17 protein-coding genes are annotated in these 13,825 nt (G+C 38.4%); all 17 read left to right on the top strand.

Translation table 11 applies throughout. The features are described 5' to 3' along the window. Positions 1-32: 32 nt before the first annotated feature. Complete coding sequence (locus V7K67_RS30725) at positions 33-1,202, top strand: Card1-like endonuclease domain-containing protein (RefSeq protein WP_335169808.1); 1,170 nt, start codon at positions 33-35, stop codon at positions 1,200-1,202. A 28-nt stretch (positions 1,203-1,230) separates the two neighbouring features. Continuing rightward, positions 1,231-2,154 carry a type III CRISPR-associated RAMP protein Csx7 gene (gene csx7 / locus V7K67_RS30720; protein ID WP_335169806.1) on the top strand — a complete coding sequence of 308 codons (924 nt, stop codon included), beginning with the start codon at positions 1,231-1,233 and terminating at the stop codon, positions 2,152-2,154. Positions 2,155-2,164: 10 nt separating this feature from the next. Then, positions 2,165-2,785: a hypothetical protein gene (locus V7K67_RS30715; RefSeq protein WP_335169804.1), complete on the top strand. Its 621-nt coding sequence runs from the start codon at positions 2,165-2,167 to the stop codon at positions 2,783-2,785. Positions 2,786-2,814: 29 nt separating this feature from the next. Next, positions 2,815-3,765 (top strand): RAMP superfamily CRISPR-associated protein, encoded by a 951-nt coding sequence (locus V7K67_RS30710; RefSeq protein WP_335169802.1) that lies wholly within the window; start codon positions 2,815-2,817, stop codon positions 3,763-3,765. Continuing rightward, positions 3,762-4,202, top strand: a complete 441-nt coding sequence (locus V7K67_RS30705; RefSeq protein ID WP_335169800.1) for a hypothetical protein — start codon at positions 3,762-3,764, stop codon at positions 4,200-4,202. The genes V7K67_RS30710 and V7K67_RS30705 overlap by 4 nt, the downstream gene beginning before the upstream one ends. A 2-nt stretch (positions 4,203-4,204) precedes the next feature. Continuing rightward, a complete protein-coding gene (locus V7K67_RS30700; RefSeq protein WP_335169798.1) occupies positions 4,205-5,269 on the top strand; it encodes an RAMP superfamily CRISPR-associated protein in 1,065 nt (354 codons plus the stop codon). A gap of 100 nt (positions 5,270-5,369) precedes the next feature. After that, positions 5,370-5,669, top strand: coding sequence for a type II toxin-antitoxin system HigB family toxin (locus V7K67_RS30695; RefSeq protein ID WP_335169797.1), 300 nt, complete (start codon positions 5,370-5,372; stop codon positions 5,667-5,669). Next, positions 5,653-6,744 carry a helix-turn-helix domain-containing protein gene (locus V7K67_RS30690; RefSeq protein ID WP_335169795.1) on the top strand — a complete coding sequence of 364 codons (1,092 nt, stop codon included), beginning with the start codon at positions 5,653-5,655 and terminating at the stop codon, positions 6,742-6,744. The genes V7K67_RS30695 and V7K67_RS30690 overlap by 17 nt, the downstream gene beginning before the upstream one ends. A gap of 85 nt (positions 6,745-6,829) precedes the next feature. Next, entirely contained in the window at positions 6,830-7,252 is a 423-nt protein-coding gene (locus V7K67_RS30685; RefSeq protein WP_335169793.1) for a Txe/YoeB family addiction module toxin, read from the top strand. 165 nt (positions 7,253-7,417) lie between these two features. Then, entirely contained in the window at positions 7,418-7,714 is a 297-nt protein-coding gene (locus V7K67_RS30680; RefSeq protein ID WP_334733477.1) for a type II toxin-antitoxin system Phd/YefM family antitoxin, read from the top strand. Between the two features lie 264 nt (positions 7,715-7,978). After that, positions 7,979-8,284, top strand: a complete 306-nt coding sequence (locus tag V7K67_RS30675; protein ID WP_334733478.1) for a helix-turn-helix domain-containing protein — start codon at positions 7,979-7,981, stop codon at positions 8,282-8,284. Between the two features lie 403 nt (positions 8,285-8,687). Beyond that, positions 8,688-8,912: a hypothetical protein gene (locus tag V7K67_RS30670; RefSeq protein ID WP_334707041.1), complete on the top strand. Its 225-nt coding sequence runs from the start codon at positions 8,688-8,690 to the stop codon at positions 8,910-8,912. Beyond that, positions 8,909-9,391: a hypothetical protein gene (locus tag V7K67_RS30665; protein ID WP_335169791.1), complete on the top strand. Its 483-nt coding sequence runs from the start codon at positions 8,909-8,911 to the stop codon at positions 9,389-9,391. The genes V7K67_RS30670 and V7K67_RS30665 overlap by 4 nt, the downstream gene beginning before the upstream one ends. 25 nt (positions 9,392-9,416) lie before the next feature. Beyond that, positions 9,417-9,812 (top strand): hypothetical protein, encoded by a 396-nt coding sequence (locus V7K67_RS30660; RefSeq protein WP_335169789.1) that lies wholly within the window; start codon positions 9,417-9,419, stop codon positions 9,810-9,812. A 420-nt stretch (positions 9,813-10,232) separates the two neighbouring features. After that, positions 10,233-11,384, top strand: coding sequence for a CRISPR-associated endoribonuclease Cas6 (cas6, locus tag V7K67_RS30655; RefSeq protein ID WP_334733481.1), 1,152 nt, complete (start codon positions 10,233-10,235; stop codon positions 11,382-11,384). An 88-nt stretch (positions 11,385-11,472) separates the two neighbouring features. Beyond that, a complete protein-coding gene (locus tag V7K67_RS30650) occupies positions 11,473-11,991 on the top strand; it encodes a mechanosensitive ion channel family protein (RefSeq protein WP_335169787.1) in 519 nt (172 codons plus the stop codon). A 52-nt stretch (positions 11,992-12,043) separates the two neighbouring features. Next, on the top strand, positions 12,044-13,699 hold the full coding sequence (locus tag V7K67_RS30645) for a mechanosensitive ion channel family protein (protein ID WP_335169785.1): 1,656 nt from the start codon (positions 12,044-12,046) through the stop codon (positions 13,697-13,699). Positions 13,700-13,825: the final 126 nt, after the last annotated feature.

The raw sequence follows: 13,825 nt of genomic DNA, 5'->3' as shown, positions 1-13,825 counted from the left end.
ACGGCACAAATTACATATTAAGGTGTTGAGATATGTCATCAGAGCGAGTAATGCTAGTTTTGATTGGAGGTCGTAGTGCAGTCCCAGCAATTGCAGGAGTTCTTCAGTTTATTGATGAAGTTGATAGAATAAAGTTTTTATTGTGTATTGGAGATCAATATTTACAGTTTCAAAAAAATGTAGAAAAAGTTATAAAACAAGAGCGTAAAGATTTGCTTTTTGACATTGAAACTGATCTAATCAGTGTCGATCCTAATAAATTTGATGAAATATATGAATCTGTTGGGGAACTTTGTAAAGGTGTAGAACAGTTAAAATATGTAAATTTAACCACTGTTCCTCAAACAATGGCTATTTCAGTTTATAGTTATGTTCAGAAAAAATATAAGAATATATTAGTATTTACTGTAAACACCGATCAGTCACAGATTATTCCATTGGTTTTTGGAGAGCAAACTGTACCTTTTAATAAGCGATTAACTGTAGAAAACTATATTGCTATGTGTGGTTTTAATATTTTTAAAAAGTCACTAAATTATGAAAGCAATATAGAACTAATAGCAAAATATATCGTAGATCATATTGAAGTTTCAAGCAAAATTATTTCTGTGATTCGCAGTAAGGCAGGTGGTGGAGATAGTATTAAAGCGCCAAGAGGATTTTCAATAGATGAACAAGATTTTACGAACTTAGGAATATTAACTAATGAATTAGAAGATTTTTTGCAAAAACTAGAGGATTTTTCAATTATTAATAAATTTACCAATCTGAATAGTATTATTAAGTTTCGGATAGAAACAGAAGAAAATTATGCTTTCTTGGCTGGAGGTTGGTTAGAGATATTTGTATACTCATCAGCAAAAAAGTGTAAATTTGATTCTGTAGAAATAGGAGTTGAACTAGATAACTATAGAGGAGAAATAGATGTATTTTGTTTAAACAGTGCTAATGCCATGATTTGTGAATGTAAAACTGGTGGCAAATTAAAATCTGACGATTTGTCTGTGATTGACTCAAACGCCCAGAAATTAGGCGGTAATTACTGTGTAAAATTGTTCATAACTAGCGAGTGTGAAGTAGGAAAAGAATTTATGAATAAGGCAAAAAATAATAAAGTTGTAATTGTGTCAGGTAATGAGTTAATTCGCATGATTGAAATTTTGGGAAAAGAAATGCAATCACCGACGTATCCAAGACGCTAAATCAATGCAGAAAACCAAGAATAAAGTTATGTTTGACACATTCAAAAATCGCCTAGAAATCACAGGAAAACTCACTACAATCACAGCATTAAGAATTAGTGCAGGACGCTCTAGTGAACCCATAGGCTCTGATTTACCTGTAATTAAAGATGCTTTAGGTAATCCATTAATACCAGGATCTAGCTTTAAAGGAGCATTGCGATCGCGCTTAGAAAGTTTCCTCCGTGGTATTGATTTAAGCCTAGCAGCTAATCCTGCTATAGAAGCAGAATGGTCAATTACAAACCAGCGTCTTAATGGTAGCAATGGCATCAAAGAAGAAGTAGAAGAGGAACTAAAGCAATACCCAGAAGAAGAACGTAATGCAAAAAGAGATCAGATACTCACAGACAAGATTATCAGTGAAACTGACTTAATTTCTCGCTTATTCGGTTCTCCCTGGATTGCTAGTAAATTCCAAGTACGGGATTTAACTGTATTATCTGATACTTGGTTTGGACAATACCAAGAAAGAGACGGTGTAGCCATCGACCGAGACACCGAAACAGCCGCAGATGGTAAACTCTACGATTTCCAAGTAGTTCCTGCTAGTACACAGTTTGAGTTTAAGGCTGTGGTAGAAAATGCAGAACCTTGGGAATTGGGACTGTTGATGATTGGGTTACACCAGTTTGAGACAGAACAAATACCTCTGGGTGGGGGGCGATCGCGTGGCTTGGGTGTCGTTAAACTAGAAATTGAGAAAATGTATTGGCTGGATGTCAATAACGACCCAAACAAATTACTAATTTACCTACAAGAATTGGTAAATAGCAATCCAGGTGATAAACTCCCTAGCTATCAAGATGTTAAACAGTCAAGTTTGAAGCAAGATTGGACGAACTCGCTGATCAATCATTTAAGAGATAATATATCCACGAGTTCCACCACCGAAGCAACACAAAATTCTTGAAGAGGTCAACATGGCTTTCAGTAGTTTCAAAACCATTGGTGAAGTTATCAAAGCATTTCAAGTCACCTATACAGAATCAAATTTCATCAGTGAAGTTAAGTTCAATATTCCTGATTCCTTCCGCGAAGATTTAGAACTGATGATGCGGGATGCTGTCATTGATAACTCGGAGTTTGCTATTTGTGAAAATCTGATTTATCCCGTACTCAAAGAAGTCTGGAAAACTTATCGCCATCATTTTCTTTTATGGAGTCACCAATCCTTAAATTATGATGAAAATTTATCTGGTTTTCCTGAATATATTTTAGCTAAACGTTCGCCATTAGGTAAAGTTGTCTTTGATAAACCATACTTTATTTTAATTGAAGCAAAACAAGACAACTTTGAAACAGGTTGGTCGCAATGTTTAGCAGAAATGATTGCTGCTCAAAGACTAAATGGAGAATACAAAATAGTGATTTCTGGCATTGTTTCCAATGGTGCAACATGGCAATTTGGCAAATTAGAAGGAGAAATATTTACTAGAAATGTCACTCCTTGCACCATTTACGAACTAGATAAGCTCTTTGCTGTTGTTAATTTTGTCTTCCAACAGTGTGAAGCACAGCTAAATACTTTAGTAGCAGCTTAATCTGTATATTTGCCCAACTAAATCTAGTCATGCACAAAAAATTTGTTAATCATTGCACCATTGATTTAACCATCATTCCCGATGGGTCAATTCTAATTAAATCAGGTAAAGAAGGAGCCGACCCCACAAAGCCTGATATGGAATTTGTAGAAACTTACCATGCTGGGGGACGTTCTATATATTTACCAGGAAGCAGTTTAAAGGGAGCAATTCGTGCCCATGCAGAACGAATTGTGAGAACGGTGGGTAAAGATAGACGCGATCCAAATAATTCGGATATACTTTGGGCTAATGATCCGTTGAGTGATAAGTACGATTATCTCCAGAAAAAATCAGCACCAGACATTTACAAACTCTCTAGTTTTACAGACCAAATGTTTGGTAATACTTCCATTGCTAGCCGAGTCAGAATTGAAGATGCTTATCCTGATAAATCTCAGCCGCTCAAAATTGAAGAACGTAATGGTGTAGCAATTGATAGAGTCTTTGGTTCTGTAGCAGTTGGGCCATTCAATTATCAAGTTTGTACTGCTGGTGAATTCCACACAAAAATTCATCTAAAAAACTTCACCTTGGCACAATTAGGTTTAATTGGTTTAGTGTTGCGAGACCTGGATGATGGCTGGTTTGGTTTAGGTTTTGCCAAATCTCGCGGATTAGGTACTGTGCAGGTGAAATTAAAGTCAGCCGTGGTGCAATATCCAGGTTGCATTTTGTCGGAAGATAAACAGCAAATTAACGCTCTCGGTAGTCAAAAGCAATGGCCTCATACTTTCCTTTTAGGTGCGGGAGAATTTTTAGAATCTGAAGAAGCACAATTATATAGTTTCCCAAAACCAGATAACCAAGATACACCTGTTGCTGCACAAGAAATGGATTTAGGTTTTGGTGTGCAACTCACTTGGCGAGAAGGTACTGTTAATGATTTATTTGAGCGAGGCGTTAGGTCTTGGAGTAGTCTACTTGTGGGGTCAAGATGAATCCTTTTGTTGGTGTTAGAAAAAAACTTTTAGTACCTGAATTATTAGAATTAATTGCAAAATTGGCAACTGAACCTAGCTACTACTTCTTACGCTGGACTCATAAAGTTAGTAATAATTGGGAAATAGCACCCGCAGAAAACAACTTTCCCATGATTGAGGGTCAGATGTTTAATCAAAAGTGCGAACTCAGGTGGAAGCAAAAACGCAAGGATAGTTATGAAGTGCTGCTTTTGAGTGTAGCTGGTGAATATCCTGATTTTGCAAGAGTAGGTGAGGATTGGCAAATTCAAGACCGAGATGCTCATTTATATTCTTCTACTGAAACTCGTTTTCCTAAAAGTTTTCCGTCGAAAAAATTGGATATTTCTCAGCGCTATTTTATCGATAAAAAAACGGCAACGGTACACTTTGTTGCTCTCACAATTGGAAAATAAACATGACTGGTAATCGTCCTCAAAGACCTCAGCCACCAAGTAGACCTAACCGTTCTAGCGGTGGAGGTTCATCGCCTGAACTAGCACCGAAACCTTATGAATTTGTATCTTTTCCCAAAGAACGCCCTAACTTACAGCGTCCTATTGGACATCATAAATATTTTAGCGATCGCCTGCATGGTACTCTGTATCTTACCCTAAAAGTGCAGACATCCCTCCACGTCTCCACCGGAGTAGTTTTCATGGGTAGCGATATTGGCAACAATCGCATTCCCTTAATCAAAACAATGGTACAGGGTGTTGACCAAAAACTCTCAATTCAAGGTAGTTCCCTCAAAGGCTGTATCAGGTCTGTGTATGAGGCAATTACTAACAGCACTTTGGCAGTAATTACTAATAAGTATAGGAGTCAAATTCCCCCTGAGCGCCTACCTTGTCGTAACAAAGAACAACTTTGTCCAGCTAGTCGTGTATTTGGTGCATTAGATTGGCAAGGTTTACTTGATTTCAACGAAGCCAAATGTGAAAGTATGGGCTTTTCCACAGGGTTTATGCCTTCGTTATATCGTCCCCGTCCAGATGAAAGTAATGCATACTTTATTCAAGGTAGAGTCGCAGGACGTAAATTTTACTACAACACTATTAGAGCAATTGATAAAGGGCAAAATTCTGGGATTCCTGTACAGCAAGCGGGAAGAGAATATATCTTCAAAACTCAATTAAATTTCAAGAATTTGCTACCAGAAGAGTTAGGAACTTTGTTAATTATCTTAGGACAGGATTCTAAATGTCCCATTGCTTTAAAAGTAGGTGGCGGTAAGCCGATTGGGATGGGAACGATGACAGTAGCTGTAGAAAAAATTGCCCGGCCGCAAAGTCTGCAAAAGCGATATTCTGCCTATCAACTCAATGAATCTGACGAGTTAATCGGGGATGATTTGCAACAATTTATGCAAACACAAATCAAAGCAGCTTACTCGCACCTGATTCAGCAAACCCAACTAGACGAACTTACGGCTGTGCTACGCTACCCAAGCGATCGCGAACCCCCATCTGGAATGTACTAATTATGACTATGGTTGAATTCACCTCGGAAACCCTGACAGATGCACAGTGGGAAATTGCCCATGCGATCGCTCTCTAATTAATTAGATTTTCTATGAAAAGATGCACGTTATTAGTTTTAAAATTTTAAGAGAATATGTAGATAAACATGCAGATTGTCAAGAAGCTCTTAGCAACTGGTATAAAGTTTCTAGTAAAGCTAAATGGTCAAACTTAATAGATGTACAAAAAGTTTTTTATAAAGCTGAAGCCGTCAGTAATTTTACGGTTTTTAATATCAAAGGAAATAAATACCGATTGATTGCTAGTATAGATTATGAAGGGCAATTAATTTATATTAAATATATCCTCACTCACGCTGAATACGATCAGGGAGAATGGAAAAATGACCCTTACTTTTAACCCGGAAAGATGTAAAGAATTGTTAAGTATTTATTGTTCTAAAACTATCCAAACTGAAGCAGAAAATGAACAAGCTTTAGCGATCGTGGAAGATTTAATGCACCGGAAACGCACTTCCAAAGAACATGAATTATACCAATTATTGATTACTTTAATTGAACAATTTGAACGAGAATATTATCAGTCTGATGAGCAGATTAATCCTCACTCAATGCTTTTGTTTCTTTTAGAACAATCTGAGAAAACTAGAGAAGAGTTAGAGGTGGTTTTAGGGTCAAAAGATTTGATAGACCATATATTAAATGAACAACAAAATATCTCTTCAGAACAAGCGCGAAAGCTGGGAGAATTTTTTCATGTTGAACCGAGTTTATTCGCAGAAATGGCAACACTACCCAACCAACTGCAAACTACTATTAGTAATGTATTAACTATGACAACAACGGAATCCATCTCGGAATCTCTGACAGACTCAAACTGGGAAATAGCCCATGCGATCGCTCAAACGCTGCTAAAAGAAAATACAGATGTCAACGAGTTAGGGAAAACAGTTGCTTATCTCCGTGCATCCATTCACCAACCAGATGCTACTTCCAGGTTTTTCAAGTATCTGAAAACCCTAGTGAGTAATGGTAGACAAATTGGACATAGTGGTAGAACCACAGATTATTACCGCAGTATTGATAAAGCTTGTAGTGATTATCTCAAAAATGTTCAAGATGTCTACACCATACTGCAAATTTTAGGCTGGGTGTCTCGTTTGATGCGTTACTACAAAGACGCCGGCCCAATTGGGGAGATTCCAACCCCCAGCACACCTACTTTTGAGTCACCCCGCCAAGCGGAAATTAGCAAAGTTGCTAAATCCCAAGACTTCAAAGTTGACCAGATATTAGAGGCAACAGTCACTAAAATCAATGGTAACAAAGTCACTTATGAAATTTTGGGGACGATTAAGCTAACTGAGAAGGAACCTAAAAAGGCACAATCTCTTTGTGAGGGGCAAATAGTCAAAGTAGAGATTGTGGACATTAAGGAAGACGGTAGTATCAAAAAATTAAAATTAGTTGGCTAAATAAAATCTTTTTTTTAATTTCAGCTTTAATATAGAAGGTAAGGCACATGTATAATTGTGCCTTTTTGTTATTTCAAAAAGAAAAATGTCCAAACCAAAATATTCACAAGTAACTGCTCCACCCCTGGAAGCAGCTACGAACGTTCATCATCCACCAGGTATCAACCTTAACTCTGATTTAACGGTTAATTCACCGTATAGTTCCTGTTTACAAAAAGGTAATACAGCTATGACAGAATACTCACACTTCTTCACTAAGCAATTTAAAGAAGACCTGAAATACTGGAAGAAGCACTGTCCAGCAAAGTATAAGCGCATTCAGGAACTGATACGTGAAATTCAAGCGAAACCTTTCGAGTGTGTCGGGAAAGGGAATCCAGAAATTCTAATACATTCGTATTATCAAGGTTACAAAAAACGTTCGCGTCAGATAAACGGCACACACCGCCTTGTATACGCGGTATCAGACGACACAATTTATTTTCTCCAAGCTCGCTTCCATTACTAGTCCAAACTCCAGAAATAAGTAACTGAAATTGTAGTATTTATTGCCAGCCAGAGCAGGTTCACTCTCGGTTCTGGTTGGTTTTATTGTTAGATGCTTTCAATTCTTGGATGATTTTAACTATGATTCTTGTAGATGAGACTATAGCTGTTTAAGGTATTTAGGAAAATGTCCAACGTTTGTCAAAAAATAAATTATATTCAAGCTCAAGCCAATCTAGACGAATTTTGCAATCAAGTTATTTTAAGCCGCGAACCCGTAATTATTGAAAGAGAAGGTAGTGAAAATGTGGCTCTTATTGCTGCTGACGAGTTAATTAGCATGAAAGAAACTCTTTATCTACTTAGTTCTCCTGAAAATGCAACTCGTATATTTGCTGCTTTGGAAGAAGCAGAGTCAGGCACACTTAAACCTCAGACACTAGATGAACTGCTTGAAGAATTAGAGAATGATGAGGAAGATTAGTTAGTGACTTAGGATACCTCAACGGTAGGATTTTGCCGCTTTCACATTGCGACAGCTTGATTTAAATTTTGATGGCTGCTAATATTAACAACAATAGAAACCTTTGTTTCATTTATAAATTTTCCCCCTGCAAAGGGATTGAAACAGGTTTCTATAAGGTGAAACAACTGTTATGTCAGAGTTCACTGCTTCCCCGCAAGGGGACTAAACTCAGAAATGAATCTACCAAGAAGTATTAAAAGAGCTTAAAGATGAACAATTAATATGAAAACAAAGCCTTTTAGTGAATTGCGAAAGAGAATGACACCTGAAAGGAGGGCAGAGAGCAAAACTCGCGCTCAACTCATGCTACTTCATCTTGCCCTTGTAGAATTACAAGAGTCATTAGGGTTTACACAGGATGATTTGGAAAAAAACCTCAGCGTTCTTGAATCTACTCTTTCCAGATTGGAGAACCAAGAAGATATTGAAGTTTCTACCCTATCCCGCTATATCAAGGCTCTAGGTGGAAATCTAAAATTAGTAGCTCATTTCCCTGATGAGGAAATTGTTCTCGCTCAATTTGAATGAAGGTTAATTATCTTTACCAGGAGTTGCTATTAGCTTGACTTTTTAAGAAAGTCAAGCTAATATACTTAAGAACTAGAGAATTTAAGCGTTGCAGTAACTTGTAACATATATTTCGTAACTTCCCCGCAAGGGGATTGAAACACGCCTCTAGTTTGGTGATTGAACAGTTGATTCAGTCTTCACCAATTCCCCGCAAGGGGACTAAAACTTTTTAAGTAGTGCAGAGTGTGTCAAACAACTGAACTTCCTTACAAAGGGATTAAAATCCCTGAGTACTGGGAAAGTCCACTTGATTACAGCTACCCTAAAATAAAGGGGGATTGCGAAAATGACTTCCTAGTGGCTGCATTTCCCCTCCCCTTTTTTTCACATACAAAAGGAAAATCCGGTAAAAGAGCAAATCATGAGCGAGCAAAGAGAAGAAAAAGTATACTTAGTTACAGGTGTAAAGGTAGCACTTGATAGTGAAGATGGTATTTTAATAGCAGGAATACTCTCAGGTAGTCCATTTACTAATAACCAAGAGTCAGCATCAGCAGAAAATTTGATAGGTAACTTTGCATTTACTCGACAACAAGCTACCTTCTTGAGAGACCGTCTAAATGAATTTTTAAAGGAAAAAGAATGATTTCAAAGGGAAATTCAACAAAAAAAAATTGGGATTATATAGACAAGACAGATACTTCTTGGAGTCACTTTGGTGCATTCTCTCTAGTATTAACTAAAACAGAGGAATTACCAAGGTTTGATGCAATTTATAGAGTAAAAGAATTAGTACAAAAATTAACTGAAGTAGCTAATGTCAACAAGGTAAGGGCTATAGCTCTAAGATTTCCAGATATCCATTGGATTGATTTTGAACTAGAGTTACAAGCCGAAACGGAGTTATCACATGAACTTTGGGAGATTGTGCAAAATTTAGTAATTGACTGTGAATGGAAGTTGCGGGATGATTCTGGAGAAAAATGGTATTTCCATGCGGAACCAGTCAATAGGTTTTCCAAACTTCGAGAGGGTTCTAGAGTAATTGATAATTCTGACAATAAACAAACTACAGTTACAGGTAAACAAATTTCAAGCTCCCATCTTAACTTAGTCGTGGGTTAAGTACCTCTAAATTTTTTATACAAAAATGACTTGTGACTACTACCTTGAGCAAGCTAGAAGCAATGAACAAGCAGCACGTAGCCTCGAAAAAACTTATCCAGATTGGGCTATCACTATATGCTTTTACGCAGCACTGCACTGGGTAGAATACTATGCCTGTATGACAGGATGTAATATTGAGCAAGAATATCCATGTCCATCTCGCCATGACTCTCGTAAGGATTACGTAAGAGAATTAGCAAATCAACTAGGTAACAAGAGTTTACGTAACGCTTATATAGAGTTAGAGCGTGAAAGCCGTAAAGCTAGATATCTACAAGATATAACTACCAGCGCAAAACTGTATTACACTCAAAATAAACTTAGAGTTACTCAATCCTTTCAAAATCTCCAGAAAATCAAGCAAGTATTAGGTAGCTAACTTGTAAAATTCCCCGCTAGGGGACGGAAACGAATAACCGTCATATACTGACTAACAGTCAAGTACTGTTACCAGGCTGACTCCATTAGGAGACGGAAACATTAATCCGTGAGATGCTAGATAATTGAATTATTCAATCCTCTCATCTCTCTTCCCCGTAAGGGGACTAAAACGAAAACTGAGCTTGTTACTGGAGATATTTGTGGAGAGAGCAGAAAGTGCGATCGCCTTTTCCTTCTCCTAAGCTGCCACGCATCTAGTTTTTTAGCTGCCTCTAGGCTATGGAAGGGTTTTAGACCCCAAATTATACAATTTAAATGCGCGACAGCTTAACTCTCAAGACAGGTGTTAAACTCTTTCCCCCAAAGGGGGATGGAAATTGCGTAAAATATTCAACAATCATTTGCATAATATCCCGCGATGCCAAGAGCAGCCGCATCTACTAGGCGCAAAACCAAGCCACAGCCAGAATTTCCCCCCTTACTTCCCACATGGGCAGATGACACTGAACTGGTGGGATTGGTGTTTGACCTTGAGCCAACCACTTCCACTTCTCTCTACTCCCAGTACACGATTGGACTCCATGCCTGGTTTCTCGACCAAGTAAGGCAATTTAACCGAGAACTTTCTGCATATCTCCATGATGGAGAGTCAGAAAAGCCCTTCAATATTTCGGCGCTGTCAGGTCAACTCCTCGCCAGTGGAAGACAACTGCAATTAGAAGCCAAGCAAATTTACCGCTGGCACATCAATGCTTTGTCTCCAAGAGTGGTACAGTTTCTCAGGCAATGGTTAGCCCAACTACCCCAAATCCTCGACTTAAGAGGCGCTCCCCTGCAAATAAAACAGGTGAGTATCGCCCATTCACCCACTACTTACGCGCAATTATTGCAGTCATCACCAGAGAAACCCTCTAATGTCAACTTCAGCTTTGTCTCGCCTACCAGCTTTCGCCGCAAAGGTCATCATTTCCCCCTGCCGGTGCCAGTTAATCTTTTTCACAGCTACCTACGCCGCTGGAATGACTTTTCAGGAATCCCAATCGAACAAGAACCTTTTCTCGATTGGATAGATGAAGGGGTAATTATCCATCAACATCGCTTGGAGTCGGTGAAGGTAGCGGCTGGTAAGCGGGGTTCGGTGACTGGGTTCACAGGGGTAATGTCCTGTGGTTTGAGTAAGGCTGCTTTAGCGAACTCTGAGTTTACCCAATTGTTTTATGCTTTGGCACGACTTGCTCCCTACTGCGGTACGGGACACAAAACTACTTTTGGACTGGGACAAACTCGCTTAGATTGGGTGAAATCAGAGATAAACGTACCCACTCAGGTGCTAACAAATCTGCTGGGAGAACGCATTGATGAATTGACAGCAATATTCACCTCACAACGAAAACGCACAGGAGGCGATCGCACTGATAAAATTGCTTCTACTTGGGCAACTATCCTAGCACGCCGAGAAATGGGAGAATCATTGCAGGTGATATCCCAAGATTTAGAGATGCCCTATGCTACCGTGAAAACTTACGTAAAGTTAGCTCGGCGGGCGCTCAAGGATAATGTCAATCAATGAAGGGGATTGGGGATTGAAGATTGGGGGGATGAGGGAGATGAGGGGGTAGAGAGCAGAGTTTTCCCCTTTGCTCCTCTGCCTCTTTTCAATGTCCAATGCCTTTTTATTCTGCACCAAAGTTTACTTGGGCATCAGCATTAGATATTCCAACCCTGATAACCTCCTGAGATTCTACGATCGCCTCCGACATCTGATACCCTTTTTAAAGCGGTGTCTGGAATTTGTGACTTATGTCTGCATGGCAATATTGGTAATTGAGCAGGTGCAGTTAATTGCCAATATCGCAACTTTTGGCCCACGAATTATCAAAATCATCGGCATCATCTTTATTAGTCGTGTGTTGTTTGAGATTGTTTACTTATTGAAGAGGTGCTGTTCAAAGAACATGAATCTGACTGAGATTCAAAGAAGTAGAGGTCTGACACTCGTTCCTCTATTGCGTAGTTTTTTACAATACTTAATTTACTTCGGTGCTACGGTTTTCATTTTGTATACTGTAGGCATTGATCCAACTCCGATACTTGCCGGTGCTGGAATTGCTGGGATAGCTGTGGGTTTAGGGGCACAAACACTAATTAACGATTTTGTCTGCTGCTTCTTTATTTAGTAAATCTCAAATTTGCAAAGTAACTTATTAGCAATACTTGAAGTAGACAACAATGAATTATACCCTCATCGCCCAAGCGGCTGAATCTGCATCAAAATCTTCCGTAGTACCACCACCTCAGACTTTACCAACAGACGCGCAAGTTAGCGCTTTTCTCTATACATTTGGTGCATCTATAGTTATTGCCTTTTTACTTTACATATTACTGTTCTATATATTGCGATCCTTTTTTCGTCGCACAGAAAAAGATACAGCCCTATTCATGCTTGGGATCTTACAAATCCCTGCGATCGCTATTTTTATCCTTGCTAGTCTAAAAATCTCTCTGACTCAACTAGGATCGGGGGGAATTCTTAATTTGATTAGTCGAGTACTTACAGGTTTCCTAATTCTTGCTCTCACTTACAGCGTAAATTTGTTGTTTACAGAAGCCGTAGTCTACTACTTAAAAGACTACGCTCGGAAAACTGAGGCTGTTTGGGATGATGTCTTAATTCCGCTACTACAAAATTTTATCCCAGTCATTACTTACCTAATTGGAATATCTCTATTTTTCAGCACTATTGGAGTTGATTTAACAGGAATTGGGTTAGCAGTAGGTAGTATTACTGTAGTATTAGGATTGGCAGTCAAAGATATTTTAAGCGATTTTTTTAGTGGGTTAGTTTTGTTAGTTGATACACCTTTTAGATTTGGAGATGTCATCTCCATGCCAGATGGTTCAGTTGCAATTATTAAACACATTGGTATCCGGGTGACAAAACTATATCTGATTAACGAGCATTGTGAAGTCTATACACCAAACACAACTTTAGGAGGTCAAAATATAGTAAATCTTAGTCGTCCTACAACTCACTATGCTTATACAATCAAAGTTTCGGTTAGAGTTGATGCTGATGCAGTAGTAGCAACAAATATTCTGCAACAAATTATTCTCGGACATCCAGATACATTGGGTAATCTTGATGAAAAAATCAAGCACTTAGACAGTTTTGCGGCCTTGAGAGAAGCAGAAGAAGATAAACTTTCAAAAAAAGAAGCTGGACGGCTGCGTTTATTAGTTGAAAAAGATGTCAACAGCCAACTGCAAAAAGTTGAGCAAGAATTTGAAGATTTGGTTAGGGAAATTAAGAAGCTAGAAAAAGGTGGATTGAATTCAGAAGAACTAAAAACTATCCAGAAAAACTATCTAGAAATATTGAACATTGTCGGGCTAGTGATTATAACAGAACGGAAAGGAAAACGGCTGCGATCGCACCTAGAAGAACAAGAACAGACTGAGAAAAAAACTTTGATTGGCTTGATTCGCCAATGGTATCAAGCTTGGTTAAAAGATCCTGATTTAGTAATTGAAGATCAACATCTTTTGCCAGACGAATGGGAGCAAAAAATTGAAATTATGAAAATTAAACTGAATAAATTATTTCAGAAAATCTCAAATCCTGGAGTAGATGAAACTAGATTAGATGACTACTCCTTAAAATTTGTCGAATGGCTACATGATAGTTTTAAAGAGTCTAATACTGCTTGGAAAGAACCACAAGTTCAACTAACTGATATCCAAGGCGCTACCATGCAATTTTCTGTGCGGTTCTATGTTGATAATATTCAGTTAGAACACTGGCGGCGTGGAAACCGCGTCCAAAATGAGGTGCGTCGAGAGATGGTACGGCGGTTGAGGCAAGCTTATATCTATACACTAGGATAACTATAGGAATCCTATTTGATTCCTGAAAAAATCGTAACTGCCCAGGTAGGAATGTCAGGAATATTCCCATGAGGGAAGAAAGATGGTAGTGTTCAAGCATGAGTCCAGAAGAAAAAGATCAAAAAA

The sequence above is a fragment of the Nostoc sp. genome (assembly GCF_036917155.1).
GTDB lineage: Bacteria > Cyanobacteriota > Cyanobacteriia > Cyanobacteriales > Nostocaceae > Nostoc.
The sequence above is the reverse complement of the archived record's forward strand: the minus strand, read 5'-3'. Positions and strand labels throughout refer to the sequence as shown.

Excerpts from the sequence above, each read along its gene's own strand:
- csx7 (WP_335169806.1), top strand. The coding sequence starts at position 1,231 with ATGTTTGACACATTCAAAAATCGCCTAGAAATCACAGGAAAACTCACT.
- V7K67_RS30695 (WP_335169797.1), top strand. The coding sequence starts at position 5,370 with ATGCACGTTATTAGTTTTAAAATTTTAAGAGAATATGTAGATAAACAT.
- cas6 (WP_334733481.1), top strand. The coding sequence starts at position 10,233 with ATGCCAAGAGCAGCCGCATCTACTAGGCGCAAAACCAAGCCACAGCCA.
- V7K67_RS30705 (WP_335169800.1), top strand. The coding sequence starts at position 3,762 with ATGAATCCTTTTGTTGGTGTTAGAAAAAAACTTTTAGTACCTGAATTA.
- V7K67_RS30645 (WP_335169785.1), top strand. The coding sequence starts at position 12,044 with ATGAATTATACCCTCATCGCCCAAGCGGCTGAATCTGCATCAAAATCT.
- V7K67_RS30700 (WP_335169798.1), top strand. The coding sequence starts at position 4,205 with ATGACTGGTAATCGTCCTCAAAGACCTCAGCCACCAAGTAGACCTAAC.
- V7K67_RS30665 (WP_335169791.1), top strand. The coding sequence starts at position 8,909 with ATGATTTCAAAGGGAAATTCAACAAAAAAAAATTGGGATTATATAGAC.
- V7K67_RS30660 (WP_335169789.1), top strand. The coding sequence starts at position 9,417 with ATGACTTGTGACTACTACCTTGAGCAAGCTAGAAGCAATGAACAAGCA.
- V7K67_RS30670 (WP_334707041.1), top strand. The coding sequence starts at position 8,688 with ATGAGCGAGCAAAGAGAAGAAAAAGTATACTTAGTTACAGGTGTAAAG.
- V7K67_RS30680 (WP_334733477.1), top strand. The coding sequence starts at position 7,418 with ATGTCCAACGTTTGTCAAAAAATAAATTATATTCAAGCTCAAGCCAAT.
- V7K67_RS30675 (WP_334733478.1), top strand. The coding sequence starts at position 7,979 with ATGAAAACAAAGCCTTTTAGTGAATTGCGAAAGAGAATGACACCTGAA.
- V7K67_RS30710 (WP_335169802.1), top strand. The coding sequence starts at position 2,815 with ATGCACAAAAAATTTGTTAATCATTGCACCATTGATTTAACCATCATT.
- V7K67_RS30690 (WP_335169795.1), top strand. The coding sequence starts at position 5,653 with ATGACCCTTACTTTTAACCCGGAAAGATGTAAAGAATTGTTAAGTATT.
- V7K67_RS30725 (WP_335169808.1), top strand. The coding sequence starts at position 33 with ATGTCATCAGAGCGAGTAATGCTAGTTTTGATTGGAGGTCGTAGTGCA.
- V7K67_RS30685 (WP_335169793.1), top strand. The coding sequence starts at position 6,830 with ATGTCCAAACCAAAATATTCACAAGTAACTGCTCCACCCCTGGAAGCA.
- V7K67_RS30650 (WP_335169787.1), top strand. The coding sequence starts at position 11,473 with ATGTCCAATGCCTTTTTATTCTGCACCAAAGTTTACTTGGGCATCAGC.
- V7K67_RS30715 (WP_335169804.1), top strand. The coding sequence starts at position 2,165 with ATGGCTTTCAGTAGTTTCAAAACCATTGGTGAAGTTATCAAAGCATTT.